We start from the raw sequence: 26,445 nt of genomic DNA, 5'->3' as shown, positions 1-26,445 counted from the left end.
AGAAGGCTAGACATGAGCATTGATCTTACCATCGACGATGGGATAGCGACGGTAACCATCAACCGTCCCGATCGCCTCAACGCGCTGAATCAAGAGCATTATCAATCGCTTTCCGCGGCGTGGATAGAGGTGCGGGACAACGCAAATATTCGTGCGGCCATCGTCACTGGTGCAGGCACAAAATCATTCTGCGCAGGCGCAGATCTGAAGGAGTTCATACCGAACCCGCCAAGCGCAAGCGAAATGTGGCTGACACAAACGGAGCAGCTTCTCAATCGAGGGTTGGAGGTTTGGAAACCGATCATCGCAGCCGTGAATGGGTGGTGCTTGGGAGGTGGAATGACGCTCCTTTTTGCAACCGACATTCGCATTGCCGCCTCTCACGCACGCTTCGGCTTACCAGAGATCAAGAGAGGGATCATCGCAGGCAATGGCGGCACACAACGGACGTTGATGAATTTGCCGTATCCGCTCGCGATGGAACTACTCCTGACCGGCGACGATGTTGATGCAGAGACGGCGAGAGGTTGGGGAATCATCAACAAGGTTGTTGCGCCCGATGAATTGATGCCTGCAGCGCTGGAATATGCACATCGGATTGCTCGCAACGCGCCGCTCGCTGTGCAGGCGTCAAAGGAACTTGCCCTTCGGAGCAGGGACGTCGACTTGGCAACGGGGCTCCGGATAGAGCAGATGTTCAATCGGTTCCTTATGAGCACACAAGATGCGTCTGAAGGGGCCCAGGCGTTCACAGTAAGCCGGCCGCCGAAATTTGTCGGAAATTGAATGGTGATTCGCTGCGCCGGCTCGACTGCGAGCCCAGCACATCGTGCTGGGCTCGCAATGGTCGTGCCTGCGATGTGCTTCGCGTTAATTGCGGAGGCAAGACGCGCACAATTCGTAAAATGTATCGATCTGTACGCAGACAGCCATAACGGTTCGACCGAATTTCGAGACCTGCGCTGGGCGACCGCCGCATTCCAGGATCGGAGCCTTCGTCAGGCGGCAGAGACGCTCAGAATTAGGCAATCAACGCTCAGTCGCTGCCTGCGAAGTCTCGAACACACGTTAGGCAGCAAGCTCTTCGAGAGCATTAGCGGTGGCACGCGACCAACCATGGACGGTCAAGAATTCCTCGATGCTGCCCGGCGCATCGTGGGCGATACGGAAGCACTGACGGCTCAACTCAAGATCCAATCGCGCGGCGAATGCGGTCGATTGATCATTGGCATCCACGCTTCTATCTCCGCCGGCAATTAGCGGGCTACTCTCCTCGACCATCGACGCCGCTTCCCGATGTCGATACGCATCTCGTCGATGGAGCGAGAGACCAACTGATCTCCGATCTCATCAGTTCGACCATTGATATCGCTTCGTAGCGGAACCGAATCCAAAGTGGAACGACAAGTCCTTATTGGTCTGGAGCGTCGTCCTCGCTCTCCCCGAAGACCAGCCGCTGACGGCCCGCAAAGTAGTTCATTGGAGCGAGTTGAGGGGCGAGACGCTCTTGTTGTCACAGCATGGCCCGGGACCGGAATTCCACAAGCTGCTTGTCAGCAAAATGGGAGGCTCCGATCCATGTCCAGTGCTTCGCCATGATGTGGCGCTCGAGCGACTGCTCACCTTGGTCGGCGCAGGCTGGGGTGTCTTGCTGGCCCTTGAAGGTGCGACCGGCGCTGCTTATCCAGGTGCTTCCTTCCGAGAGGTTCGCGATGCCGACGGTCCGACACGAATGAGCTTCCGCGCGTACTGGCGGCATGCCAACAGCGATCCATCGCTGCGGCCATTTCTTGATCTGCTTCGTGAACGCTATCCGGATCTTTCCGCTGCTACTGGGATAGGCTGATCAGCATCCGCCGAGCCTTACCAGACGAGCTATTAGCCGGATGGAAAAGTGCGCGCCCTGTTTCCTTTCCGCTGCAGGGTAGATGAGGCCGACCCAGAGAAGGGGTCAATTGCTCGGCAGGTTTTCGGGTGCGACGGCAAGAGTTTCAGTTAATCCGGTTTACCGTTGTCCAACAGAAGATGCAGGAGCTGTAAATCGGCTACTTGGCATACACGAGCCGCTCATCAGTCAAACACGGCAGGCCTATGCGCATCGGCCGAGAACGCAAATGCAGCTTCGATATCGCTTTCTAGCACCCTTGCATGTGATAGGGGTGGCAGTTCATTGCGCCGGAAGAACCCCACTTCGCTCGTCTCTCCACCAGAGGCAGGTTCGCCGCAGCCGACGCGATCGCAAAGGAGAACATCTTGTAGAAATCCCGGACATCTGCCGAATAAGAACCGCTCGCCCTTGTATCGAACGGCGTAAAGACGCCGTGCAGTAAATCGCAAGCCAGCTTCTTCGAGCATCTCTTTCTCGATGTTCTGCGCAACAGATCGTCCGACGTCGGCGAAGCCGCCTGGGAGCGTCCAGCGGCTGTCGCTTCGCTCACGCACAAGCAAGATCGCATCATCCTCAATGATTGCTCCTCGCACGTCGACCCTGGGTGTGGCGTAACCGCGAGCGAAGTCGGAAACGAGAGCTTCGATCCTTTCGATCGGAACATGACCAAGAGTCGCCAGCATCTCATTGGCGATGGTGGCGATTTCGTCGAACCGTTCCCGATCGTATGGGTCCTTTGAGAAATGCAGACCAGTCGAAGCAATCGCCTGGAGACGTTTTGCGTAGGTAAGCCATTGGGGTTCCATTTCAGACCTCTGCTGAGTGACTATCTGTGCGACGGTCCCCAAGTCCATAATCTAGTATGGCCCAGGACGTGGATCAGTACGAGCAAGCACTCAACAATCCGCGAGCGAATGGATTAGAGCATAGCTGGCGCTACTTGAATTCTTATTTGCCGTCTGACTCTGCTCGTTCATGACGAGCAGAGGGCTGAATGCCATCCATGTCATCCGGGATCTCCTGCCGCAGCTTCGGCCCTTGACTGAGCCGGCGGCCGAGCACCGCAACGAAATTGTCCCACCGCGCGCCCCCCTGCGCCTTGGCCGCTTTTGCAGCCGGTTCGGGGAGTGGCGGTGTTGTCGCAAGCCAAAAGCGGATGAAGAGAGCGACGGTCTCGACCGAAATCCCGACATCCCGCTCAAGACGCGCGACCCGGCGATCGATTTGGTCGAGGCGCTTGGTAACTGCGGCCTCCCGCCGCTCGTCAGCATCTGGCGACAGGAAGGACGCAATGGCGGCTTCGGCGATGAGCGAGAGCGATTGCTCGCGCCGGGCGGCATAGGCCGACAGCGCCTTCATGACATCAGGATCGAGATAGACCGACATCTGCGCCTTCTTCTTCGCTGCGGTCATGCTTGCCTCACAATCCGAGATCATCGCCAGGATCGAGCGAGGCTTGGCGCGCGACGCCCCGCATCATGTCGTTCATGCGCCTGATCCGCGGGGGATCTTCATCGAACTCGTCGGCCACGTCAGACGCGAACTCGTTGTCGAGCGGTTCCTTCTTTTCCGCGGTATCGCAATCCAATTCCGGATGCCGCCGCCGATCCGCGGTCTTGGGGTCTTCGTCATCCGTCGGGTCGTCGGTCGATGCCTGCAATGCCATTGGGCGCGGCGGCAGAGGCCGCGAGCTCCAATCGTCTGGCCGCCTGTTCTTGGCCTTGGTCAGCGCCGGCGGCGCCAGGATGCGCTCCTGCAAGCGCCCGTCCTCGTAATAGCGCGCCTTCCTGGCGCGGATCGGATGGAGGCCCGACATCATCACGATCTCATCGGATGGTGGCAACTGCATCATCTCGCCGGGCGTCAGCAGCGGACGGGCGGTCTCTGACCGCGACACCATCAGATGACCGAGCCAGGGCGCCAGCCGGCTGCCGGCATAGTTCTTCATCGCTTTCATCTCGGTCGCCATGCCGAGGGCGTCGCTCACCCGCTTCGCAGTCCGTTCGTCGTTGGTCGCGAAGCTGACCCGGACGTGACAGTTGTCGAGAATGGAGTTGTTGGGCCCATAGGCTTTCTCGATCTGGTTCAGGGACTGGGCGATCAAGAAGCTCTTGATGCCGTAACCCGCCATGAAGGCCAACGCTGACTCGAAGAAGTCGAGCCGGCCGAGCGCCGGAAACTCGTCGAGCATCAAGAGGAGCCGGCGCCGGCCCCCCTTAGCCTGCAGATCCTCGGTCAAGCGACGGCCGATCTGATTGAGGATCAGGCGGATCAGCGGCTTGGTGCGGTTGATATCCGATGGCGGCACGACAAGGTAAAGTGTGGTCGCTCGCTCTCCGCCGACGATGTCGGTGATCCGCCAGTCGCAACGTCGCGTCACCTCCGCCACCACCGGATCGCGGTAGAGGCCCAGAAACGACATCGCGGTGCTCAAGACACCGGAGCGTTCGTTGCCGGACTTATTCAGCAGCTCGCGCGCGGCGGACGCGACAACGGGATGGACACCGGCCTCACCGAGATGCGCGGTCCGCATCATTGCGGCAAGCGTCGTCTCGATCGGCCGCTTTGGATCGGACAGGAACGCAGCAACACCGGCAAGCGTCTTGTCTTCCTCCGCGTAGAGCACGTGGAGAATGGCACCGACGAGCAGGGCGTGACTTGTCTTCTCCCAATGGTTCCGCTTCTCGAGACTACCCTCGGGGTCGACCAGGATGTCGGCGATATTCTGGACGTCGCGCACCTCCCACTCGCCGCGGCGGACCTCGAGCAACGGGTTATAGGCCGACGACTTTGCATTGGTCGGATCGAACAGAAGGACGCGACCGTGCTGGCCGCGGAAGCCGGCAGTGAGCTGCCAGTTCTCGCCTTTGATGTCGTGAACGATCGCCGAGCCCGGCCAAGTCAGGAGGGACGGGATGACCAGGCCGACGCCCTTGCCCGATCTTGTGGGAGCAAAGCACAGGACATGCTCCGGCCCATCATGGCGAAGATAGGTGCGCTCAAATAGGCCGAGCACGACGCCGTCGGGGCCGAGCAGGCCAGCCTGCTCGATCTCCTTTGCCTCAGCCCAGCGCGCAGACCCGTAGGTCTCAGCATTCTTCGCTTCACGAGCGCGCCAGACCGACATGCCGATCGCAACGGCTGCGGCGATGATGCCGCCGGATGCCGCGATGTAGGCGCCCTCGGTGAAGATTGAGGGCGCATAGGCATCGTAAGCGTACCACCACCAGAAGAAGGCCGGCGGGAGATAGAACGGAAAATGGAGCAGTTCGAACCAGGGCTGCCCGAGCTGGGGCTGGAAGCCAAGCCGCCAGGCCGTCCACTCCGTCGCGGCCCAGATCATCAGCACGACGATTGCGAAGACCGTGATGACCTGCCCCCAGAGAATCTTGGTCGCGGACATGGCGGCGGCCCTCTCCTGACGTCGGTGACTGGAAGGATCGCTCACAAGCCGAGCCCCCGGTTGCGCGCAAAACCCCAATCGATGCCGCCATCCGCGCGAGCGACGCCGGAGACATGCCGGCCGAGCTGCTTTTCGAGCGAGGGCGTCCAGGGCACGAGTTGGAAGCCGAGACCATCGTCGATCATGGCGAAGCGGCCGGAAGCGAGCGCGAAGCGCCGCCGATAGGTGCCCGCCACATACTCGCCACCAGCCGACGGGTTGAGTGGCTGGCCGGTCTCGGCGGCGAGCTGCTTGCCGAGATCCTCCAATTCTCGGCGCCGCAGCGTGCCGATGAGATTCTTCTCGAACACCAGCCCATGCGCCTGGCGCTCAGCGAGCCCCTGTTCGATGAGCTGCTCGGCCCGCTGCTGCATGGCGCTGCGGACCTCGGCGCCGAAGCCGACCTGGCCAAGCGGCACCGGATCGCGGGCGACCGCCTGCCGGTCGAGCCACGTCGCGCCGCTCGCCCTCACCTGCGCTTCGATCGAGAGATCGGAGCGCACCGCCAATGCCACGCGCCGTTGCCTTCTCGCGTCATCGAATTTGCGGAGCTCGACGATCGAGCCCGGTGCGCTGTCACCGGCGGCGTCGAGATCGGGCAGCCTGATGTGGTGGGTGCGGCCATCGACGCCGTCGACCACGGCATAGGCGGTTCCCTTGAGCTCGTCGTCAAGGCCGCGATCGACGAGGCGGCCGATGACAGGAACGTCGAGGCTTTCGCCTGCCAGCACATAGTTGGCGCTCCCACGCTCAATGCCGCGTTCGCTCAAGCTGCGGTGGATGCGCTTGATGATGTCGCCGCGCTCGCCGAGCTCGCGCAACGTCGTCTCGGCGGCTTCGTCCATGGACCATTGGCCGGGCCCGAGTTGATGAGCTAGGCCAAGGCTCTCCAAGCGCCGCAGCCGGCCCACCTTCAACGCATGGAACTGATCGGGCTGCCGCCCCGGCTCGGGAGCAAGCTCGATGACACCATGCCGGTCTGCATCCCGGACAAGCTGGCGGTCGAGCTGGGTCCAGTGCTCGGCTTCGACCTGGCGCTCGAGCGAGCGGTGGATGTCGAGATCGGAGCGTAGTCCAAGCTCCTGTGTGACCAGGTCCTGGGCACGGGCTCGCATACCCTCCTTGATGTAGTCGCGAGAAATGACGAGGTCCTGACCATCATCGGCGACCCCCCGCACGATGATGTGGACGTGGGGGTGCTGGGTGTTCCAGTGGTCGACACCCACCCAGTCGAGCTTGGTGCCGAGGTCCGTCTCCATCCGGCCAATCAAATCGCGGGCGAAACCTTTGAGGTTGGCCATATCGGCTGCGTCTTCGGGCGAGACGATGAAGCGGAAATGGTGGCGGTCATTCTGACAGCGTTCGGCAAAGGCCTTGGGATCGGCATCCTCGGTGTCGGGGCCGAACAGGTGGGCCTTCTCCCCGTCCCGGGTCACGCCCTCACGCCGGAGGTAGCTGAGATGGGCGGCGAGCGGCGCCGATCTCGCTCTATGCCGGACAACGCGGGTCTTGATCGTCACCAGCCGCGAACGGCCGGTGAGCAGCCGGTTTGCCCGTTCGCTGGCGACCCGGCCGCGGCCGAAGCGCGAATGACGGTGGCTGACGAGATGGCCAGTTCGCGAAATGCCGCCGCCGGCGCGCTGAGCGGCAGCGAGCGCCTGGGCGATGAAAGGTTTTGCCCGCTGGGCCCGCGAGGAGCGGATGCGGCCGGGCCGAGGCTGAAATTCGTTCTCTTCAGCCATGGCCAGCCTCGGCAATGTGCGAAATCGAGAATCCGTACAATGAGTTGATGGTGGGTCGCACATTGCGCGCCGAAGCCGCACATTGCCGGATCAGCAAAAAAAGAAAGCAACAACAACCAACCAACCGAGCCGCACATTGCGGCCTTTTATCTCGCCATCGTCCGGTCGGTACTTGCGGCGATTTGCGACAGGTTCGGGTCATTGCGGTAGATCCTTCAATAGCGCCCGCCCGAACACGTTGGCTGGTGGCCGATTCATTGGAAAAGATCCGCCGCGACTTGGCAGTTGACCGAGCGTTTGCGATAGCGATCGTTACCCGAAGGGCCGAGACACCCGTAGGGTGGCTCGGTGAGGAGCGAAGCGACGAGTAGAGCGCGGGCCGAAGGCATCGCCCGTATGACTGTGTTGCAGCGTTTCGAAAGCAAACCGAATGTCCGTCACGGGGCGCCAGCGAACCTGGAAACTGACGGCTGATATCACGAGCTGCCCGATGTGCAGCCGCCGCGACAAGGGTGCGTGCAGACGTACCGCGATCCGCGCATTGACGTTGAAGATGCCGTGCAGTCATTGCGATCGCCCCGTGGCCGAAAGCGCGACGAACAGGCCCTCCGACTGCGGCGCTATCGCAGAGAGATCGTGCACGGGAACGGCAGCCGATCTGTCGAGCGCTGGCCGATCGAATGCTGCCGGGGCGGCAGACGACGGACCGTCAACGTGGTCGAAAAACAGCGGCGCCCGCGTCCAGGATGAACGAGAAGAGGCCGCGAGGAGAAGAGGCCCTGGCGCCCCCTCCGCATCGACAAAAGGGACGATGGCTGCGACATAGGCTGTCGTCTCCGCGGGCAGTGGACGGCGTTTATCGCGAAACTCCTCATAGCGGCCGGGACCTGCATTATAGGCCGCGAGAAAGCCCGGCGAGCCGTAGCGGTCGTGCAGTTCGCGAAGGAAGGCGGCGCCGGCGAGGATATTGTCACGGGGATCGAAGGGATCGCGTCCGAGACCGTAGCGGACTCGCATGTCCGTCCAGGTCTTGGGCATGAGTTGCATCAGGCCGAGTGCACCTTTCGGTGAGACGGCACGCCGATCGCCGTTGCTCTCGACCCGCATGACGGCGCGTATCCATGCTGCCGGAATGCCAAAGCGCTGCGCGGCCTCCGCCACATGAGCTGCGTAGTGATCGCTCGCCGGTTGACTTTGCGCCGGCGCTCTCTGCCCGGAGACTGCTGCCGTTGTCCCGCTAATCACCAGCAGGCCGGTAAGGAGTAGAACGGCAAAGCCCGCCGTGGCTCCGCCATCATGGCGAGGCGTCGTGCTGCCTACCGGCGGTGCGCACGGACCGCCGGTTTGACCGCCGCTGTGCGCGGCAGCCGCCCGACCGTTGCGCGAACCCGAGGGATGAGACGGCTTTCCCCCGAACAAGGAGGTGGACCGTTGATGCGCCTGGTTGCCGGCACGCGTGACGGGACCCTGCATGCAATCAGTCCCGCTCGGCGCGCTGGGGCAGACGATTCCAGTTCAGCGTCCAAGCCGACTTGTCGTCGGTCGATTGAAAGAGATTTGCTCGGATCGGCCGCGGAAGCGTCGGATCGTCGATGACGAGCGAAACGTATTCGCCGGCCTTCTCGCCGGTACGCTTCCAGCCTGCCCCGATCTCCGGGCCGTCGGCATCGCCGAGGCGGACACGGTAGTCCGGCGCGTTCTCGGCATCGGAGGATTCGGCCGGGACGAGGGTGAGAATCCGCTCGAAGAACAGCGTTTCAACGCGTCCGGTGAAGCCGGACTTGTCGCGGGTGAACTGGCCGATTTGTGCCATGGGAAAGCTCCTGGGTTGCTCGGTTGGAAACGGGTCAATGGGTGGCTGCACGCCAGACGAAGCGGCCGTCGGCGGCTTCGTCGGTCCAAAGCGGGACCGCACGAGCGACAATCGAGGTGACGGGGAGCGCGCCGAAATAGCGGCCGTCCAGGCTGTCGGGGACGGTCGGGTTCATGAGGAAGACCTCGCCCGGCTCGAGGGTATGGCAACCGCTCCAACGCGGCAGCGGACGGCCGCGATGATCGCGATCGTGCGCGGTACCGGCATCGACATGATCGACGGAAACGGTGTCGCCTGACCGGCAAACAGTCTGCCCGGGCAGCGCCATCACCCGCTTCAGCAGCGGCAGACCTTTTGGAAGAAAGCCGCCATCGGCAAGGAAGCTCGCGATCGGCTCCGGTAGTCGTACCGCGACCAGTTCCAAGTCGTGCAGCTCTCCAAGCGGATGTAACACGTAGAGCCCTATTGGCGTGCTCGCGGTGGCGTTCCAGATCAGCCGCGGCGCAGGATGAACGAGCACCAGGGCGCCAGCGACCAGGGCCGCAATGTAGGTCAACATGAGATAGCCGAAGCGGGTCATGGCGTGACGCTCCGACGCTTGAGCCAGGCGACATGCTGCTCGCGCGTGTAGGCGCGCGGCACATGGTCGGCAGCGAGACGGTTGTGGAGATGCCGCCAATATTCCGGCGCAGCGTCAGCCGGATCGATGGAGAGCGCCTCAATGGCGTCGACGGCCTGCAACACGCGCTCGACCTTCGGCCAGCTATCGACACGCAGCAGGATTTCGCCGCCGGGGCGGACGAACGGCAGCGTCTGATAGCGCTGGCCCGCTTCCACGGCGCGCACGATGTCCATGCGCGACACCACGGTGCCATAGTCGTTCGAGGCCCAGCGGACGAAGCCGAAGATGCTGCCCGGCGTAAAGCTCGACAGGCTGCGGCGGCGGTCAAGGATCCTCTCTTCAGTGCGACGGCCAAAGCGCAGCCAGTGCTCGATCCGCTTCTCGATCCAGGTTAGCTCGACATGGGTCAGCGCGACACCCTGTCGATGCGACGACGGCACGGCGCGCGGCGACAGGGCCTCATTGTCATTCATGACGGCTCTCCGGCGTCAGTGGGGAACTCTCGCGCGAGCAATTCGCGGAGCATGTCGGCGACGGTCACGCCGCGCTGGAACGCGGCGACCTTGATGCGGCCGCGAAGCGCCGGCGTGACGTCGATGGTCAGGCGCGCGGTGAATGCGGCCGCGTCGTCCACGCGGCGTGGCGGTGCGTCGCTGGACTTGATCCAACTCTCGGCATCGCCTGGACGCGAGGCAAAGCCGCGCTTGGTGGAACGCTCGCTCATGGCGCGAACCTCGCGACTTCGGCAGCGAGAGCTGTGATCTCGCGGGCAGCAGCGCTCTGCTCGACAAACTCGAAGACGAGCCGACCGGACTGCGCGGCGTCAGCGAAGACGACGCGTTGGCCGACCGTGCTGGCGAGCACCGGCGGATCGTGATCGGCGAGCGTTTCAGCCGTCTCGCGGGCGATGATCGTGCGCGCACCGCAGCGGTTGAGCACAAAGCGAGCGGCGAGCTGTGGCCGGTAGATGCGGGCCTCTCGCAGCAGAGCGAGCATCTCGGCCGACGCCCAGCCGTCGAATGGCGACGGCTGCACGGGGATCAGGACCAGATCCGCCGCCAGCAGCGCCGAACGCATCAATCCAGCGACGCGCGGCGGCCCGTCAATGACGACATGATCGGCGGTGCGTGCGATCTCCGGCGCCTCGCGGTGGAGCGTATCGCGTGCGAGACCAACGACGCCGAACAACCGTGCGACGTTCTCCCTCGCGCGCTGCTGCGACCAGTCCAATGCCGAACCCTGGGGGTCAGCATCGATCAGCGTCACCCGTTTTCCGCGCAGCGCCCATTCACCGGCGAGGTGCAGGGCGAGCGTGGTCTTGCCGACACCGCCTTTCTGGTTGAGTACGGCGACGATCATCGCTTGCCTCCCGTCTTGCGACCTGGAAGCGGCAGAGATGATTGGCTTGGGTGCTTGGTTGGTGGCTCAGCACGAGCGTCGTCTTTATCCGCAAGACGCGCGGGCCCACTACAACAGTTAGATTCTAAGTTAGACTCTAAGTTAAGACCGGGAATCGCGGTTTCCGGCCAAAGCGTTAGTTGCGGTTCACGCGTGCGAAGTCCCGATAGGGCTGCGTGCGGAATCCCGATATGGTTTGCGTGCGAAGTCCCGAGCGCTTCCACAGCGCCGTCCACAGGGGCAGTGGATAGTTTGGCCGGAACAATGCGCAGCAATTCGCGACGCGCTTCACGCTCGATGCGCAAGCGGTAGCCGGGAAGCGGCTGACGCGCGGCGATGCGCCGGATCTGCAGCGCAAAATCAGAGACACGCGCCAGACTGCCCGACTTTGCATGGAGGTGTGCGACCTCGAACAGCCATCCTCTTGGCTGGCGGCCGGCGTGCTTGCGCGCGACGCGGGAGAGCCAGCGCTCGATCCCGCCGGTCAGGCTGAAGTAGGCCGGATCGATCGTGAGAACGAGCGAGCGATCGATGACGCCGCGATAGAACCAGTCGGGGAGGACAAATTCCATGCCTTCGACGCGGCCGTCACGCCGCGTGCATTCCTCCCATTCGTTGATCCAGGAGAACTGGTGGCGCCGCCAATGCTCGCCCTGGCGGATGCTGGTGCGGATCACGGTCGCCTGCAGGCGTGTCAGTGCTCCCTTCAAGAGCTTGTAGTCGCGGGCTCCGGTCTGTCGGCCGACGGCGGTTAGAAGCTGGTACGGTGTGAAGCGCAGGAAACGTGAAGTCTTCAGGCCAACGTTCTCAGCCTCGACAATCTGGCTGGCCGCCCAAATCAGCACGTCGGCATCCCAAATGGTCGCCATCCCGTGCTCGGGAACCGCATAAACCTCGACGCAGATGTCGCCGGCCTGGTAAAGGATCGGCGTCGTCCGCTTGGCCTTGGCGAGCGAAAAGAACGGGCGCTCCATCAGGTCGCGCTGATCGCGCGGGCTGGCATCGCCGGTGGCGACAACGAATGGGTCGAGCTTGCTTCGCTCGCTTGATGTGATGAGGCGACGCGACATGGCAGGCGTTGCCTTAGCGATGCGCGTTGCCGGCGGCGCGGGCCTCGAGATAGCGAGGATCCGACGTTGAGCTGCAGGCGGCCTGATCGGCCCAGGCTTCGAGATCGCCGACGGCGTAGACGACGCGGCCGCCGAGCTTACGAAAAGTCGGGCCATTGCCATGGCAGCGATATTTTTCCAGCGTGCGCGGCGAGATGCCGAGCAGGCGCGCGGCCTCGGGGGTGCGCACGTAGCGGGTGGCGAGTTGCGCGAGCCTATCGAGCATGGGAGATCTCCGTCTTGCCTCGAAGCGCCGCGGCCAAGTCGCGGCGTGTCCGGGCCAGAGTGGCGGAGAGTTCAGGCGTTGGGGGTGGACGAAAATTGACGTACGTTTGTGTCCCCCCATCGTCGCAACCGGGCGAAGCCAGGCATTGCCACGAGGCGCGGATTAACTCAGGGATGGATGGCTTTGAGGGATCGGGCCGATCAGAGGCCGCGCAGGAGTCTCAGATAGTCGCGCTCGACCAGGGCGATCGAATCGTGAATGAGCCGGTTCGCCTTGCGGCGGGCATGCGAATCCTTCCACTCGACCGAACGACGCTGGGCGTGATCGGAGGCCAGCACCTTCGCCGCCACGTCTCGCGGACCGCCGCCCAGGTCGTGGACGTCGAAGGCGTGAAGAAGCTGTGTCAGTCGCCGTTTCTGAAACGACGTCAGCCGCAGCGCCGCCGGCAGAAGACCTGTGCGCTGGCCGGCAAGGCGGCGGGCGAAGTGTAGCGCCACGTCGGCGCGCAGTTCGCCCATACTGTCGAGCGGCACAAGCACCGCAGGGCGGCGCGCGGCCTGCTCGTCGCGCAAATGGACATGGAGTTCACCCGACGCGTCCGCAATCACCAGCTCGCGACCGTCAGCATCTGTCCGCTCGACGAGCGGCAGTCCGAAAGCATTGCGATCAATCGAATGGACGGTCTCGAAGTCCGGCGGCGCAGGCGTCAGGATTAATGTTCCCGGTGATGCCTCGGGCAGCCAAATGGCTGTCTCGGGCCCAACCGGAGAAGCGGGATCATGGGCGACACCGCAACCTCCATCGATGTGCGAAACTGGTTCGGACAGCTTCGGGATCAGCGCCGTCGCGCGCGATCTGGCGCTCAGTACGGGCGAAGTCGCGGCGGTAGTCAGCGTTGCGGCGAAGGAATTCAAGGGCAAAACCCGGGCGCTCAAGGCGATTGAGGCGTTCGATGGTCTCCGGCGAGCGCCAGTACTGGGTCGGCATGGTCTGTCTTCTCGTCTCTGTGCCCCATGCTACGATCCGAAAAGACGGCACGAGAGACTAGACCCTTAGGTTGCATCACGCGAGATCGCAATTTGCGTTACGTGGGCGCAGTTCACTGCATCCGCGGCTCCAAAAGGTCCTGATAACCGGCTTTCGACATCCATCGCGCACGGGCGAGGTGGCTGTTATGGACGAGTCTGGCACGATCCGGTTCGCGCGCGGGATCGAGGCCGAAGATCACACTGACCACCTCACGCCAGTCAGCGCCCTCCTCTTCGGCCATCAACAACCGAACGTAGATGGCAAGATGTTTCTCGTCGTAGGCGTTGACGCGATCAGTTATTGGCGGCTGGTCCTGAAATGGCGCGTCGTTCATTGCAATTGCCCCTCAGCATCGATGCAGCGGTTAGAATTCATCTAAAGCTCCAGAACTTTGCAAGCTGGGAAATCGTCGCACGCGATTTGTGCCGTGATGCGCAAATCGCATCGCGGCGCTCCCCGCAAGCGGCAAACTCGGCCCAAGCCAGACGATATGAATAGCACGGCTCGGTACGAATCGGAACGATCGTTCCTGGAACGATCGTTCCGATGTGAGTTCCCTTGTCGCCATGGATCTCAAGGAGGTCATGGCGATCAATTTGCGTCGGATACGCCATAAGAAGGAGATGACGCAGGAAGAGTTGGCCGATGGCGCCGGACTAAGTGTCCGTTACGTCGGCGCAATTGAACGCGCCGATGTGTCGGCCAGCGTAACCGTGCTCGGCCGAATCGCGGAGGCGCTAGGGGTCGAAGCAACCGATCTGATCAAACGAACGGCGGTTCATCCTCATCGCGCTCGATGAGGCAACAAACTTGTGCTCCATCGCAGCCTTGTCACGTTATGTATCAACTGGGCATTACCTCACGCACAAGTTGATAGGCAACTTTGCGTAAATCTGGTCTGTCTCAAAAACGCGCATACCAGTCCAGGGGCGGAAGGGCGTGCTGAGCGAGATAGAGTGAGCCTTATGACCACCCTGTACGAGCACTTGCCAGCCGACATCCGCAAAGTCGTGGACGCTTACGTCGCGGACCTCAGGCCCCAAACTTGGCGAATTCGCTTCCTCTTGCTGATTGATCTCCTTCAAGAAAGGTTGGAGAGCGGACCCGCGGCTGAGCACTGGCGCCTACTTCAACAATGGACCGGCATAGTGACGGCAATCTTGGAACACTTGCCGCCTGACAGTACGGTTGTCGAATGTGTGGGGTTGATGAGCATCAGCTTCAACGACCAATGGCGTGCTCAGGCGCTCGGGCAGATCGAGCGCGATCCTACGGTTCTGGATCGTCTCATCGCAATCTGCCCCGACTGGGGAGACATCGTCGAAACGATATCGGAGGCCGATCAGAGACGGCCAATCAAGGCCCGTCAGGTTCGCCGTCGCTGATCGGAATCGATCCGCCACCTGTGCCTGACTGCGGAACTCTGCACGGCTTCTTGAGCTTAGCGATGCCCCGCCCGGGCCAAGCCGGGCGAGGCATTGCGGATCGGATCAGTCGCCGTTCCGACGGTTGGGACGAGACCAGATCAGGCTGAAGCCCTCGCCCTCTTCATCGGCGAAGAGGTTGGCGAAGATCGGTGCGGTGAAGCTCGGGTCGTCGAGCTTGAGGCCGAGATAGTCGCGGCCCTCGTTGGAGCGCTTGGACCAGGCGGCCCCGATCTCAACCCGGCCGACATAGATCCGGTGGCTGGGGGCGTTGTCGCCCGAGCGGCTGCTTTCGGGGACGATGCGGACGTTCCTCGCCTGCAGCGAGAGGGTAACGATTTCGCCGTTGAACTCGTTGTTGCCGGTCTTCTTGAAGGTGCCGATGGTCGCCATGGTAGTTCTCCTTGATCTCTGTTCTCCGAGCCCGCACCTTGCGGCCTCGATGGTGATCGACAGGCCGGAGGCGATCGACGGCGCACCCCGAAGGGGCCGAAGCGTCAGCGGAGGATGGCAGCCAGGCGACTTTCTTGTTTCGCGAGGAATGACGGCGCAGCCGGCAGGGGAAGAAAGTCGATCGGCGCCATTGCGCCATAGGCGGTCGAGGCGTCAGCCGTCCTTCGGCCAGATCCACCCATCGAAGAGGCCGTTCGGTGCGCTCGGTCCGAACAGAGCTGACATCAAGGAGAGCGTGACGATCTGCGAGTCTACTGAAAGACTGGCGCAACCGAATCCAATGGTGATGAGCTCTCTTTATTGCAGGTAGGCGGATCTCCGCTTGCGCGATCGCGGGTCGGCTGGACGCCCCGTTGACGAGAGCGGCTGGCCGTATCTGTGATCCGTCGCCGTTTGGTCGATGCCGCATACGACCGCCACGAAACTGCCACTCTGCGATGATCGGTCGAGCCTCGACGCTTGGGCCCGCTCTGAGTGTAGCTCAAAGACAAGAATCGCGAGCACGCTGGATGCCTGATCCGCCCTTTCAATGTGACGCTATCGGCCGTCGCCAGGCCCTTCGTCGGACGGCGCAGAGGTCACGACATGTGAGCCGCGCAGCCCACGGAGGATCTCGTGCAGGACGATGCCCGTTAACAGCTCAAGGAAGAAGAGAATCGGATGAGCGACAATAGCAACCTCGAAGACAGAACCATCGAAGCGATACGGTACTATCGCGAGACCCTCGCCGTGGTCGACGGCCTGGAGCGAAAAGAACGTTCCGCGCATCGAGCGCTGACCAGGATACTGCCTGAATTGGGGCGCGCCTTACGCAGCCAAGACCCGCGGTGTCTTAAGAATAGCATCAAGATCGGCTTGGCAGCTGTCTCGCGGCAGGACGAAGCGTGGGCCAACCTAACCGAGGCGACCGCACGTTTGGATTCAGCCCGCTCGACTTTGGCCGCCCTTGAGCGCCAACTGGGATATGTTCCAAATGTCTCAAGAGCGCGAGATTCGGACTAGCTCAAAGAACGCCAGGACGTCGAGCCTCGCCTCATCCTAGGCGGAGATTTTCTGCGGCTTGTTTGCCGCTGCGGTTCGTCACCAGCTCGTAGCTGACCTTCGCGCCTTCAACGAGCGAGGTATAGCCCGCCTTCTCCACAGCCGAGATGTGCACGAAAACATCTTTGCCACCATCATCCGGCGCAATGAATCCATAGCCTTTCGTCGGGTTGAACCACTTAACAGTCCCTAACGCCACGTCATTTGCTCCAAAAAGGAAAAACACGTTCATATCTAAATCAATCAACGATCCGGTCGCAAGTCTCCGCGCGAATCGTAGCTTGAAGGGATCCGTTGTCTCGCGCGGTCGCAGGTCTTGGACAGAGGAAATAAAATGCCCGACGTGCTGGTCGTACAAGCACCTTGAAATGGGCCGACGTTCAAGAACGCGGACGCGAAGGTCACATTTTCTTCGAAAACCGCGTGCTAACTGTTGCCTGGTTGTCGCGGCCGGATGTACGCCGTGGCATCACGGGAGCCCCGGCCTTCATGCCGGGGTTTTTCGTTTTTGGCGCGAGAAGCCCGCCGATTCAAGATGCCTTTTGTGCAGCTGATTTGAGTAGGATCATGACGCGTCGTAGACTGCGACAATTCTGCTTGGATCTGCAGGAACTGTCCGGGGCAGAGCGAAAAGCCGAACAGCAGGCAGACATGGCGCAGAATATTTACGACAATCCCGATTTCTTCGCTGGCTACAGCCAGTTGCCCCGACAGGTACATGGGCTGGACGGCGCCCCTGAATGGCCCGCGATCCGAGCTATGCTGCCCGATCTAGGCGGGAAACGTGTCGTCGATCTGGGATGTGGCTTCGGCTGGGCCTCGCGCTGGATGCGCGAGCAGGGCGCGGCCTCGGTCCTGGGTCTGGATCTGTCGCAGAACATGATCGAGCGTGCCAGGAGAGACACAGCGGATACGGCCATCGAGTATCGCATCGCCGATCTGGACACACTGGACCTACCTGAGACGGCTTTCGAACTCGCCTACAGCGCACTGACCTTTCACTATGTTCAGGATTTTGGCCGCCTCGTGCAGGTGATCCGCAAGGCACTGGTTCCTGATGGGCATTTCGTCTTTACGATTGAGCATCCGATCTTCATGGCAGCGGCACATGCGCACTGGATTTCCGATGAGGAGGGCCGCAAAACCTGGCCGGTCAATCGATATTCCGTCGAGGGTGAACGTCGGACGGACTGGTTCGCCAAGGGCGTTCTGAAATACCACAGGACGCTTGGCACTACCCTGAACGCGCTGATCGGCGCGGGCTTTCAAATTCGACGGGTCGAGGAGTTTACCCCGACACGCGACCAGATCCAGCAGATGCCGCAATTGGCCGAAGAATTGGAGCGCCCCATGATGCTGATTGTGTCTGCGTCCACATCGATGGCCGGTAGAGCTTTGAAGCCGTCGTGAGATCCGGCCTGACTGGGTTCCTGCCGGGCCCGCCCCCAGTGCTGACGTCAGCTCCGCGCCACGCGTTGTCTCGCTGGTTCGTCTGCGGCCATCCCGGTGAAGCGAACCAAGGCCGTCATGCTAACGGCAACAGCCCCGACGACTGCGAAAACCATCTGCCACGCGGGTGAAGATATCCCCATCTGGACGATTCCGTGCGTCGCGCTGTAACCGGCGAAGGTAGCAGGCGCGACATAGATGAGGATGATCAAGAGTCGAAGCCAAGTCCATGGCACGAAGGCGAGCGCGAGTTGGCCAATGCAAATCGTTGCACCGCCCGCCACGAGCCCTGCTGCGATGCCGCCGAACACCCCGGCGCCGGTGTGGAAGGCCCAGATGCCGATCGTCAGGCCGACGAAGAAGGGCAGTGCGAAGACAGCGAGCGTGAACAGCAGCCAGCAGAAAAAGCCGATGCCAACTAGGATAAGCAGTGGTCCAAAGATGATCATGGTGGTGGTCTCCGTGAGATAAAGGTCTGACGGTCGCGCCTTCCACCACCACCACGGCGCGAACGCTGTATAGCAGCAAACGCCAGGAATCGGAATCATCACAAATCCGGTTGCGCGCGACCGACAAAGTCACCATATTGAGCGTCAGGAGCCGATCGCCTGGGCTGCAAGCGACCCAAAAGGCGGCATCTCGATTTCCCAATCGAACACCCGAACGGCAACCATTCTGCCGGCGCGCGGTGGTCATGAAGCGCTTGTGACTGCCACTAAGACGCCGGTGTGAATAGGATTTGCCATGTCTACCATCCAAAAGGACTGCGCAGACTTTCTGCGTATGACGTTCAACAATCCGACCGGCGGCAAGCTCGGGTCAGGTCACGCCCACGAGATCGTGGCTGCGTATTTTGGCTATTGCACCGCAGCGGCTTTAAGGGCCGAACCCAAATACCAGCTTTCTGCTTTGGACGAAGCCGCGATCCTAATACCTGATCTTCGCTTGATGGACCACCGGATGCAGCAGCTCAACGGTCTCCCCGTGGGCCTACCCAATGTTGACGAACTGGCGTCGCAGCTCTCCGGCTTTCTCAGTAAAAACGGCTACCTTTCAGGTGAGGTTTGGTACACCCGAGATCTCGAAGAGTATATCGAGGTGTCCTTCATTCAAGAAGATCCCATGATGATTGAGGACGCTCTCTCGGGTGAGATGGCAACGACGAATGCTTTTTTTGACGAGCTTTACATCGACAAAGTAAGCCTGAACGTCGGAGACGATGTGCTTGTGGCAAATGTCTCAGGTGCTCTCAATGGAGAGAACGATCCGGATAAGCCGTTCCACGGGGATTCGATCGCTTTTACGACAATGATGACATTTGAGCGCGTGGCCGGTCGAATCGGCTATAGGCGGCCGGAGCTGGAGACATCGGGCGCCGTTGATGACTCGTACTATTATGATGAGGACGCCTGAAGGCCGTTAGCTATTTCATGGCGCGATTGGACCCTGAGCTCACGCGTAATTCTGCACGACAACGTACGGCGGCGCTCACGCGCCGCCGAATTTCCAGACCGGGATGCCTAGCTTCTTGGCCTTGTCGGCGAGATTGTCCTGGATCCCGGTGCCGGGAAAGTGCATCACGCCGATCGGCAGCTCGTTGAGCATCGCATCGTTGCGCTTGAACGGAGCGGCTTTGGCGTGCTTGGCCCAGTCGGGCTTGAAGGCGATCTGCGGGACCTTGCGGCTATCGGCCCATTTGGCGGCGATCAACTCGGCGCCCTTGGGGGATCCGCCGTGCAGCAGCACCATGTCCGGGTGCTTGGCGTGCACCTGGTCGAGCTTAGCCCAGATTAGCCGGTGGTTGCTGAAGTCGAGACCGCCTGTCAGCGCGACCTTCGGGCCGGGCGGCACGAGCACCTGGTTGTCGGCGCGCTTCTTCGCGGCCAGGAAATCGCGGCTATCGATCATCGCGGCGGTCAGATTGCGGTGGTTGACCTTCGACCCGTTGCGCGGCCACCAACTCGAGTGGGTGTGGCGTTCGAACTCATCGGCGGCGTGGTCGCGCATCAGCTCGAAGGCGCCTCGTCGCTCGATCAGCGTCTGCCCTTCTGCCGTCAGTCGCTCCAGCTCGACGGATTTGATCTCGCTGCCGTCCTGCTCCCGCTGCGAGCGCTGCTGCGCCAGCTCGTTGACGTCGAGCTCGCGCTCGACCCTGTCGATGGCACGGTGGAAGACGTTCACTGTCGACCAGAGCAGGTCTTCGAGGTCTGGCTCGAGACGGGTATCGGACAGCGCCGCCACCAAGGCCTCGAAGATGTCCGCGACGCTGCCAGCGAGGATGTGACCTTCGGGGAGCGGCCTCGGATCAGGCTCGTCCTGGAAGGCACGGTAGCCATAGAGCTGGAGTTCCTGGAGAACCTGGTCGGTCGGGGATGAGCTGTGGTGCGGCTCGAAGTCGTTGTCGCGGTCGGTGGTCATTGCGGCTTCCCTCGTCGGATCGACCGCGCCCATCGCGGCCTTCATGGCGACGAAGGCGGCAGGCGGAACGGACTTGCACCCGCAGCGAAGCGAAAGGCCGAAGCGGAGCGGAGGACCGAAGGGGGCCGACTATTTTGCCTCGCGATGTAAAGGCGGCTCTGCCGCCGACGGAAAATAGTCGGCCCACGAGGTTGCCGGTCCGGGCCGCTTGCCGCCCGATCGCCCTCTCAGAAGGCCGTGGGTGCGGTTCTCTCCGGCCGCCGAGTAGAAGCATGACCACCGACCTCGCTGAGACGAAGCGGCCGCATCGCCCCTCCTCCCGCTTCGGCTATGTCGCCAGCTCCATAAAGCGCGCGAGGTCCTGCGCCGCGATCTGCATGCGGCTCGCGGCCCGAAGGGCGTCAAATCCGAGCAGGCGAAGATCCTCGTTGAAGTCGCCAAGCCGTGGCGAGATCACGATTGCCTCGATCCCGGCCTCCTGCGCCCGATCGATCAAGGTCGCCATGGCGCCGTCACCGGCAGGATCGTCATCGCGGGCGATGTAGAGCCGGCGAAGCGTGTCCGGGAGAAGGATGGCGGAGAGATGCGCCGCCGAGAGGGCCGCGACCATCGGCATGGTCGGCAGGACGCTGCGGAGCGAGAGCATCGTCTCGATTCCCTCGCCGGCTGCCATGACTTCACCAGCGACGCCAAATCGAACAGCGTGACCAAGCAGGTCGCCCATCGCCCGCTTCGGCGTGTCGATCCGCGCCTTGCCGAGCGTCGTCTCGCTGAAGCCTTCGGGGTCAAGCCAGGTGCGATGCGCGCCGGTCAGGCGGCCGGAGAGATCGGTGACGGCGGCGATCATCGCCGGCCAGGTCTCGGTCGGGCTGTGGTCGTCGGGCCGGTAGTAGCAACGTGGGTGAAAGCGCAGACTTCCAGTTTCGTGCAAAGCCGCAATGCCGCGATTGCGGAGATACGTTTCTGCGAGTGTCCCTGTGATCGACCGCGACATGCCGAAGAGCCGCCGCGCCGCCTCTGGCGATCCGAGGGGTACAGGCGATTTTCGCGACCGGCGGTGATTTGGCTCGGGCTCCTGTTCTGAACGCGGCAGACTCAGAAAGCGTCGCGCCTCATTGGCGACATCACGAAAACTGGTGAAACCGCAGCTCTCGCGGATCACGTCGAGGAGATCGCCATGTTCGGCCGAGGCGGCATCGGTCCATTTGCCCGCGGGTCCCTTCACCGATTCCTTGAGTCGCACGAACATTGAGCGACCAGGCGTATTACGGACGTCACCTACCATCCAGTAACGACCCTGGCGGCGCCCGTTGGACAAATAATGGCGGCACACCGCCTCCGCCTCACGCGCGAGACGGTGAGCCAGTTCGGAGGCGTTGTCGCGAGCCATCAGGCGGCTTCCCGCTCACTGACGCGCGCGACCGGATAATGGTCGAGCACCTTTGCCAGCACCACGGCACCGGTCTCGTTAGTCGGCACGAACATGCGCAGCTTCCACGAGATGATCTCGCTGAAGAGGCCGTACGCGCGCAGCCGCTCACGCATCGCATCGGTGAAGCCGGACAGCTCGATACGATGGGCGCCCATCACGCGGACGCGACGGAGTTGCAGGTCCTCGGCGAGGTTAAGGACGGTGCGTCCCTCCATCAGCGCCGAGAACGCCTCGTGTGGGGTCAAACTGCAGGTCGCGGTCGCGCAAGCATTCGCCGCCCAGACCGGCGAGACCCTGCGACCGATGATGCGTTCGCCCTCGTCGGTCTGAAGCCGATAAACCCGGGTCGATTCGTTCGGAAGGCGCTTCCAGATCGGTAGCAGCAAGCCAGCGACGATGTGGAGGGTGCTCTCAGCGAACTCGGGGACGTCGACGACTTCAGCGTTCCAGCTTGCGGCGAATGTCTCGCGATCCGCGGGTTGCCAGTGGCTCTCGTCCATCATCTTCATCGAAGCATGATGGTGCTCCATGGGGCGGATCAGCCGGACACGGCGTTCGATCTCGCCGTCATCGAGCATGAAGCTCGGCGCCGGAATCTGCACGGCGGCACGCCCCGAGCGCTCGTTGACCAGCGGCACCGCGCGAGCATCGGCGAGATGATCGAGCGCTTGATCCAGCGTCATGGGGCGATTGCGCCGGCGTTCCGTGATCGTGAGCAGCCGGGTTTCTGCCCCGGTCGCGGGATGCGTGTAGATCGGGTGCCGATCGGCGACGACGAAGCTGTCGGCCTGCAGTGTCTCCAGGCCGACGTCGTAGACGCCGCTGGCGATGGCGCCCTCGACCTTGGCGTTCAGCAACTGCTCGAAGGCCGTGAACAGCAGACCTTGCAGGTCGATGGTGAGCGCGAGCAGGCGGTTGAGGAACGTCGTGATCGGCGGCAGCTCGTCCTTGATGCCGTTGTCGTCCACTAGCTTTAAGCCCGTGGCGTCCTCGAAGGTCTGGAGCGAGCAGTCTTCTAGCTTGCCGCGCGCGAGCAGCAGGTAGAGCTGGCGCAGCGCATCGCGGGCGTAGTGGCTCTCAAGATTGTCTTCGGGCCGGAACAGACCTTGGCCGCCGGTCTGGCGCTGGCCGCGCGTGATGGCACCGAGCGTGTCGAGCCGGCGGGCAATGGTCGAGAGGAACCGCTTCTCCGCCTTCACGTTGGTCGCGATGGGGCGGAATAGAGGCGGCTGCGCCTGGTTGGTGCGGTTGGTTCGACCGAGCCCCTGGATCGCGGCATCGGCCTTCCAGCCCGGCTCGAGCAAATAATGGACGCGAAGCCGGCGATTACGCGCCGAGAGTTCGGCGTGGTAGCTGCGACCCGTACCGCCAGCCTCCGAGAAGACAAGCACGCGCTTCACGTCATCCATGAAGGCAGCGGTCTCGGCGAGATTGGCGGAGGCTGAACGGTTCTCGACGGCAAGGCGGTCACCCCTGCGCACCACGCGCCGCGAGCGTCCGGTCACCTCCGCCACGATGTCCGTGCCGAAACGCTGCACGATCTGGTCGAGCGCGCCGGGAACGGGCGGAAGCGAAGCGAGGTGCTCGATCAGCTCATTGCGGCGGGCGACGGCCTCGCGGCTCTCGACGGGTTGGCCGGCGCGGAAGACAGGCCGGGATGAGAGATTGCCCTCGCTGTCGGTGAAGGGCTCATAGAGCTGAACCGGGAAGGAATGGGCGAGGTAATCCAGCACGTACTCGCGCGGGGTGATGTCCACGCGCACGTCATTCCACTCATCGGTCGGGATCTCGGCAAGCCGCCGCTCCATCAGCGCCTCGCCGGTCGAGACAATCTGGATGACCGCGGCATGGCCCTGGGCCAAGTCCCGCTCGATAGAGCGGACCAGGGTCGGCGTCTTCATGCTGGTGAGCAGATGGCCGAAGAAGCGCTGCTTGGCCGATTCGAAGGCCGAGCGCGCGGCGGACTTCGCCTGACGATTGAGCGTGCCGGTCTCGCCGGTGATGTTGGCGGCCTGCATTGCCGCGTCGAGGTGATTGTGGATGACGCTGAAGGCTCCGGCATAGGCGTCGTAGATGCGCCGCTGCTCGTCGGTGAGCTGGTGCTCGACGAGCTCGTACTCGACGCCGTCGTAGGAAAGCGAGCGAGCAGTGTAGAGGCCGAGCGAGCGAAGGTCGCGCGAGAGCACCTCCATCGCCGCGACGCCGCCCTCCTCGATCGCCTCGACGAATTCCGCACGCGTGGCGAACGGAAAATCCTCGCCGCCCCAGAGGCCAAGGCGCTGGGCGTAGGCGAGATTGTGGACCGTGGTGGCGCCGGTCGCCGAGACATAGACGACGCGGGCATTGGGCAGCGCATGCTGCAGGCGCAAGCCCGCACGCCCCTGCTGCGAGGGTGCGACGTCGCCCCGCTCGCCCTTGCCGCCGCCGGCATTCTGCATGGCATGGCTCTCGTCGAAAATGATGACGCCGTCGAAGTCGGAGCCCAACCATTGAACAATCTGCCGGACGCGCGAAAGCTTCTCGCCGCGGTCGTCGGACCGCAGCGTAGCGTAGGTTAAAAATAGGATACCTTCGGCCAAGGGGATGTCGCGCCCTTGAGGGAAGCGCGAGAGCGGCGTGACCAGCAGACGCTCCATGCCGAGCGCGGACCAGTCGCGCTGCGCGTCCTCGAGCAGCTTGTCGGACTTCGAGATCCAGACCGCCTTGCGCCGACCCTGCAGCCAGTTGTCCAGGATAATGCCGCCGGACTGGCGACCCTTGCCGGCACCGGTCCCGTCGCCGAGCATGAAACCTCGACGGAAGCGAACGGCGTTCGGCGCATCATCGCGGGCGGCCGTGACAAGGTCGAAGGTCTCGTCAACCGTCCAGGCGCCGGCGAGATAGTCACCATGCGCCTCGCCGGCATAGATGACCGTCTCAAGCTGGGCGTCGGAGAGAATGCTGTCGCTGACGAGGTTGGCCGGCAGCTGGGGCCTGTAGCTCGGCCTCGGCGGTGCGACCGAGGCCATCGCGGCCGACTGCACCAGCTTGGTCGGGTGCGCCTGCGCGCCGGGGATCCGGATGGATTGGAGACGGTATTCCTCGTAGATAGCGTCGCTGAGGCGCGCGCCCTCGGGCGGCGCCCAATCTGTCGTCTCATAGACGAGGTCAACCGCTTCGGGGTCGGCGACCGACGGCTTGGCCGTCTGCCCGGCCGCCCGTGCCAGATAGCCGCGCACGGTGCGAGGCGCTGACGCGGTTGATACGGGGAGCAGACCGGTTGATGCGACGCTCAGGCGAGGTGGAACGTGTTCGCCGATCCAACGGAGCAGCGTCGCGACGTCGGGCGCGATTCCCGGCGACTCCGGGAAACCGTTCGGGTCATCGGCAGGCACCTTGTCGATGACGGTGAGGCGCGTCTCGATCGTGGTGCCGTGCCTGGCATAGACCGCGCCGGCGATCGCGGCGGTGAACACCACCCGGCCACGTTCCTGCAATCGGGCGAAGGCGTCGCGCCAGGCTGAGGCTTCGGGTGAGAAGTTTGCGCCAGTGATCGTGACCAGCCGGCCGCCTTCGGCGAGACGCGCCAGGGCCGAGGCGATGTGACGGTACGCCGTGTCGGCCATGCGGCCGGAGACGTTTGCCATCGCCGAGAAGGGCGGGTTCATCAGCACGACACTCGGGACCACCGTGGGATCGAGGTGATCGTCGATTTGAGCCGCGTCGAAGCGCGTGACGGAAATGGCCGGAAAGAGGGAGGAGAGCAACATGGCGCGGGTCTCGGCCAGTTCGTTCAGCACGAGCTTGCTGCCGGCGATCTCGACTAGGATGGCGAGCAGCCCTGTGCCTGCGGACGGCTCCAGCACGCGATCCGCCGGCGTAATGGCGGCCGCGGTCAGCGCAGCCAGGCCGAGCGGAATCGGAGTCGAGAATTGCTGGAAAGTCTCGCTCTCGGCAGAGCGGCGCGTGTGGGTCGGCAGAAGCTCCGCGATCTTGCCCAAGGCGGAAAGTCGTGAAGCCGGAGAAGCGGCTTTGCGGAAGAGCGCCTTTCCGTATTTGCGCAGGAACAGGACGGTGGCGACCTCACAAACGTCATAGGCCGTCTTCCAATCCCACGCGCCCGTCGCATCGGATGCGCCGAAGGCCGCTTCCATGACGGCGCGCAGGATTGCGGCGTCGATGCGTCGACCATGCTCAAGATGAGGGAGAAGCTGCTCAGCCGCAGCGATGATGACGCTGACGCCCTCGGGCGCGCGCGCAGGCGAGATCGGGGCGGCCTCGTCGGCCGCGATCGAGAAAAGGTGGTTCATGAGGGGAAGCCTTAAGGAGAGCGAGAGGGAGCGAGCCGGCGGCGCTCTCCTCTCGGACCGGACCGGCTCAAATCCTTCCCGGCCCCTCTCTCACTCTCTGCCCGATGCCTTGAAACGTTGCGGCCAGGAACTTATCTCTGCTGCGTCAGGGTCGCTGCGCGTTCGCGCAGCAAGAACCGCTTGTGGTGCGAGCCTCAAGAGCTGAACGGCCTGGTCAACAGGCTGCCGCTGACCTGCCCCCGCGCGTTTGCGCAGGGCGCGGGTCTCGGCATGCGGTTCACGGGCCCCGACAAGACCATCGAACCGCTTCACACAACGAAGGAGGATTTGATGGCTCTAATCTTGAGGTTTCCCACCAAGAAGATCGAACCGGTCACCGTTCGCAGCGGGAGCAAGCACCGCATCAGCGTCGAAGTGCTCGATGATGTTCGGCCGCGACGCACGCGCTGGAGGGTTCAGTTCGAGATTCAGGAAGCGGCAGGGTTTGCTGCTTTGAAAGGCTTTACCGATCGCGCCGTAACCCAAGGCTATCGACATCGCTTCGAAGTCAGCAGCACGCGGGCGGTACGGCGCTTCGTGGCGGAAACCTCCGGCCTCGTGGCCGTCGGCCGGATCGCGATCTGGATCGACGGCTTGCGGGTGCAGCCACGGGTGGCTCGCAGCGCATAAA

30 protein-coding genes are annotated in these 26,445 nt (G+C 62.8%); 9 read left to right on the top strand and 21 right to left on the bottom strand.

What is annotated here, in order from left to right; all coding sequences use genetic code 11:
- Nucleotides 1-12: 12 nt before the first annotated feature.
- The 3 genes from I6F09_RS32555 to I6F09_RS32545 all read left to right on the top strand — a co-directional run bounded on the left by I6F09_RS32555 (nt 13) and on the right by I6F09_RS32545 (nt 1,846).
- Complete coding sequence (locus I6F09_RS32555; protein ID WP_225145010.1) at nt 13-786, top strand: enoyl-CoA hydratase/isomerase family protein; 774 nt, start codon at nt 13-15, stop codon at nt 784-786.
- A gap of 57 nt (nt 787-843) precedes the next feature.
- The gene (locus tag I6F09_RS32550) at nt 844-1,260 is read left to right on the top strand and encodes a LysR family transcriptional regulator (RefSeq protein WP_225145009.1); all 417 of its coding nucleotides are present in this window, start codon (nt 844-846) and stop codon (nt 1,258-1,260) included.
- Nucleotides 1,261-1,414: 154 nt separating this feature from the next.
- A complete protein-coding gene (locus tag I6F09_RS32545) occupies nt 1,415-1,846 on the top strand; it encodes a LysR substrate-binding domain-containing protein (RefSeq protein WP_225145008.1) in 432 nt (143 codons plus the stop codon).
- Between the two features lie 224 nt (nt 1,847-2,070).
- Here I6F09_RS32545 and I6F09_RS32540 read toward each other — a convergent pair whose 3' ends face one another.
- The 15 genes from I6F09_RS32540 to I6F09_RS32470 form a co-directional block, all read right to left on the bottom strand.
- The gene (locus tag I6F09_RS32540; protein WP_225189856.1) at nt 2,071-2,694 is read right to left on the bottom strand and encodes an NUDIX hydrolase N-terminal domain-containing protein; all 624 of its coding nucleotides are present in this window, start codon (nt 2,692-2,694) and stop codon (nt 2,071-2,073) included.
- Between the two features lie 142 nt (nt 2,695-2,836).
- Nucleotides 2,837-3,301, bottom strand: coding sequence for a dolichyl-diphosphooligosaccharide--protein glycosyltransferase subunit 2 (locus tag I6F09_RS32535; RefSeq protein WP_225145006.1), 465 nt, complete (start codon nt 3,299-3,301; stop codon nt 2,837-2,839).
- A 7-nt stretch (nt 3,302-3,308) separates the two neighbouring features.
- Nucleotides 3,309-5,291, bottom strand: a complete 1,983-nt coding sequence (locus tag I6F09_RS32530) for a conjugal transfer protein TraG (protein ID WP_225145005.1) — start codon at nt 5,289-5,291, stop codon at nt 3,309-3,311.
- Between the two features lie 41 nt (nt 5,292-5,332).
- Nucleotides 5,333-7,072: a VirD2 family relaxase/mobilization nuclease gene (locus I6F09_RS32525; protein WP_225145004.1), complete on the bottom strand. Its 1,740-nt coding sequence runs from the start codon at nt 7,070-7,072 to the stop codon at nt 5,333-5,335.
- A 564-nt stretch (nt 7,073-7,636) separates the two neighbouring features.
- Nucleotides 7,637-8,545: a lytic transglycosylase domain-containing protein gene (locus I6F09_RS32520; RefSeq protein ID WP_225145003.1), complete on the bottom strand. Its 909-nt coding sequence runs from the start codon at nt 8,543-8,545 to the stop codon at nt 7,637-7,639.
- Nucleotides 8,546-8,549: 4 nt separating this feature from the next.
- Nucleotides 8,550-8,885, bottom strand: coding sequence for a DUF736 domain-containing protein (locus I6F09_RS32515; protein WP_225145002.1), 336 nt, complete (start codon nt 8,883-8,885; stop codon nt 8,550-8,552).
- A 34-nt stretch (nt 8,886-8,919) separates the two neighbouring features.
- Nucleotides 8,920-9,465 carry a S26 family signal peptidase gene (locus I6F09_RS32510; protein ID WP_225145001.1) on the bottom strand — a complete coding sequence of 182 codons (546 nt, stop codon included), beginning with the start codon at nt 9,463-9,465 and terminating at the stop codon, nt 8,920-8,922.
- Nucleotides 9,462-9,980: a DUF2840 domain-containing protein gene (locus I6F09_RS32505; RefSeq protein WP_225145000.1), complete on the bottom strand. Its 519-nt coding sequence runs from the start codon at nt 9,978-9,980 to the stop codon at nt 9,462-9,464. Before I6F09_RS32505 ends, I6F09_RS32510 begins: the two co-directional genes overlap by 4 nt.
- The gene (locus I6F09_RS32500; protein ID WP_225144999.1) at nt 9,977-10,231 is read right to left on the bottom strand and encodes a hypothetical protein; all 255 of its coding nucleotides are present in this window, start codon (nt 10,229-10,231) and stop codon (nt 9,977-9,979) included. Before I6F09_RS32500 ends, I6F09_RS32505 begins: the two co-directional genes overlap by 4 nt.
- On the bottom strand, nt 10,228-10,866 hold the full coding sequence (parA, locus tag I6F09_RS32495; protein WP_225144998.1) for a ParA family partition ATPase: 639 nt from the start codon (nt 10,864-10,866) through the stop codon (nt 10,228-10,230). Before parA ends, I6F09_RS32500 begins: the two co-directional genes overlap by 4 nt.
- A complete protein-coding gene (locus I6F09_RS32490) occupies nt 10,863-11,975 on the bottom strand; it encodes a replication initiator protein A (RefSeq protein ID WP_225144997.1) in 1,113 nt (370 codons plus the stop codon). Before I6F09_RS32490 ends, parA begins: the two co-directional genes overlap by 4 nt.
- 13 nt (nt 11,976-11,988) lie before the next feature.
- Nucleotides 11,989-12,240 (bottom strand): helix-turn-helix domain-containing protein, encoded by a 252-nt coding sequence (locus tag I6F09_RS32485; protein ID WP_225144996.1) that lies wholly within the window; start codon nt 12,238-12,240, stop codon nt 11,989-11,991.
- Between the two features lie 200 nt (nt 12,241-12,440).
- Nucleotides 12,441-13,046 carry a DUF2285 domain-containing protein gene (locus tag I6F09_RS32480; protein WP_225145051.1) on the bottom strand — a complete coding sequence of 202 codons (606 nt, stop codon included), beginning with the start codon at nt 13,044-13,046 and terminating at the stop codon, nt 12,441-12,443.
- Nucleotides 13,018-13,227, bottom strand: coding sequence for a DUF6499 domain-containing protein (locus I6F09_RS32475; RefSeq protein ID WP_225144995.1), 210 nt, complete (start codon nt 13,225-13,227; stop codon nt 13,018-13,020). Before I6F09_RS32475 ends, I6F09_RS32480 begins: the two co-directional genes overlap by 29 nt.
- 112 nt (nt 13,228-13,339) lie before the next feature.
- Entirely contained in the window at nt 13,340-13,603 is a 264-nt protein-coding gene (locus I6F09_RS32470; protein ID WP_225144994.1) for a DUF2285 domain-containing protein, read from the bottom strand.
- Nucleotides 13,604-13,835: 232 nt separating this feature from the next.
- On the opposite strand from I6F09_RS32470, the gene I6F09_RS32465 reads away from it, so the two are divergent.
- Complete coding sequence (locus tag I6F09_RS32465; RefSeq protein ID WP_036046501.1) at nt 13,836-14,069, top strand: helix-turn-helix transcriptional regulator; 234 nt, start codon at nt 13,836-13,838, stop codon at nt 14,067-14,069.
- Between the two features lie 165 nt (nt 14,070-14,234).
- A complete protein-coding gene (locus tag I6F09_RS32460) occupies nt 14,235-14,654 on the top strand; it encodes a hypothetical protein (protein WP_225144993.1) in 420 nt (139 codons plus the stop codon).
- A 105-nt stretch (nt 14,655-14,759) separates the two neighbouring features.
- Here the strand turns inward: I6F09_RS32460 and I6F09_RS32455 are convergent, their stop codons facing one another.
- Nucleotides 14,760-15,086: a DUF736 domain-containing protein gene (locus I6F09_RS32455; RefSeq protein ID WP_225144992.1), complete on the bottom strand. Its 327-nt coding sequence runs from the start codon at nt 15,084-15,086 to the stop codon at nt 14,760-14,762.
- 720 nt (nt 15,087-15,806) lie between these two features.
- Between I6F09_RS32455 and I6F09_RS32450 the strand changes: the two genes are divergently transcribed.
- Nucleotides 15,807-16,148, top strand: coding sequence for a hypothetical protein (locus I6F09_RS32450; RefSeq protein ID WP_225144991.1), 342 nt, complete (start codon nt 15,807-15,809; stop codon nt 16,146-16,148).
- Nucleotides 16,149-16,179: 31 nt separating this feature from the next.
- Here the strand turns inward: I6F09_RS32450 and I6F09_RS32445 are convergent, their stop codons facing one another.
- On the bottom strand, nt 16,180-16,419 hold the full coding sequence (locus I6F09_RS32445) for a cold-shock protein (protein ID WP_249784675.1): 240 nt from the start codon (nt 16,417-16,419) through the stop codon (nt 16,180-16,182).
- A 419-nt stretch (nt 16,420-16,838) separates the two neighbouring features.
- On the opposite strand from I6F09_RS32445, the gene I6F09_RS32440 reads away from it, so the two are divergent.
- Nucleotides 16,839-17,597 (top strand): class I SAM-dependent methyltransferase, encoded by a 759-nt coding sequence (locus I6F09_RS32440; RefSeq protein WP_225145050.1) that lies wholly within the window; start codon nt 16,839-16,841, stop codon nt 17,595-17,597.
- 47 nt (nt 17,598-17,644) lie between these two features.
- Here the strand turns inward: I6F09_RS32440 and I6F09_RS32435 are convergent, their stop codons facing one another.
- On the bottom strand, nt 17,645-18,085 hold the full coding sequence (locus I6F09_RS32435) for a hypothetical protein (RefSeq protein ID WP_225144990.1): 441 nt from the start codon (nt 18,083-18,085) through the stop codon (nt 17,645-17,647).
- 295 nt (nt 18,086-18,380) lie between these two features.
- On the opposite strand from I6F09_RS32435, the gene I6F09_RS32430 reads away from it, so the two are divergent.
- Entirely contained in the window at nt 18,381-19,049 is a 669-nt protein-coding gene (locus tag I6F09_RS32430) for a hypothetical protein (RefSeq protein WP_225144989.1), read from the top strand.
- Nucleotides 19,050-19,124: 75 nt separating this feature from the next.
- On the opposite strand, the gene I6F09_RS32425 is transcribed toward I6F09_RS32430, so the two are convergent.
- The 3 genes from I6F09_RS32425 to I6F09_RS32415 all read right to left on the bottom strand — a co-directional run bounded on the left by I6F09_RS32425 (nt 19,125) and on the right by I6F09_RS32415 (nt 25,775).
- Nucleotides 19,125-20,054, bottom strand: a complete 930-nt coding sequence (locus tag I6F09_RS32425; protein WP_225172856.1) for a DUF2493 domain-containing protein — start codon at nt 20,052-20,054, stop codon at nt 19,125-19,127.
- 328 nt (nt 20,055-20,382) lie between these two features.
- A complete protein-coding gene (locus I6F09_RS32420) occupies nt 20,383-21,444 on the bottom strand; it encodes a toprim domain-containing protein (protein WP_225144987.1) in 1,062 nt (353 codons plus the stop codon).
- Nucleotides 21,444-25,775 (bottom strand): strawberry notch family protein, encoded by a 4,332-nt coding sequence (locus I6F09_RS32415; RefSeq protein WP_225144986.1) that lies wholly within the window; start codon nt 25,773-25,775, stop codon nt 21,444-21,446. Before I6F09_RS32415 ends, I6F09_RS32420 begins: the two co-directional genes overlap by 1 nt.
- A 180-nt stretch (nt 25,776-25,955) precedes the next feature.
- Here I6F09_RS32415 and I6F09_RS32410 point away from each other — a divergent pair, with 180 nt between their 5' ends.
- Complete coding sequence (locus tag I6F09_RS32410) at nt 25,956-26,444, top strand: hypothetical protein (protein WP_225143667.1); 489 nt, start codon at nt 25,956-25,958, stop codon at nt 26,442-26,444.
- Nucleotide 26,445 lies beyond the last annotated feature (1 nt).

This window comes from Bradyrhizobium sp. IC3195 (assembly GCF_020193585.1).
Classification (GTDB): domain Bacteria; phylum Pseudomonadota; class Alphaproteobacteria; order Rhizobiales; family Xanthobacteraceae; genus Bradyrhizobium; species Bradyrhizobium yuanmingense.
Note: the sequence above shows the minus strand (reverse complement) of the source record. Positions and strands in the feature narration are given on the sequence as shown.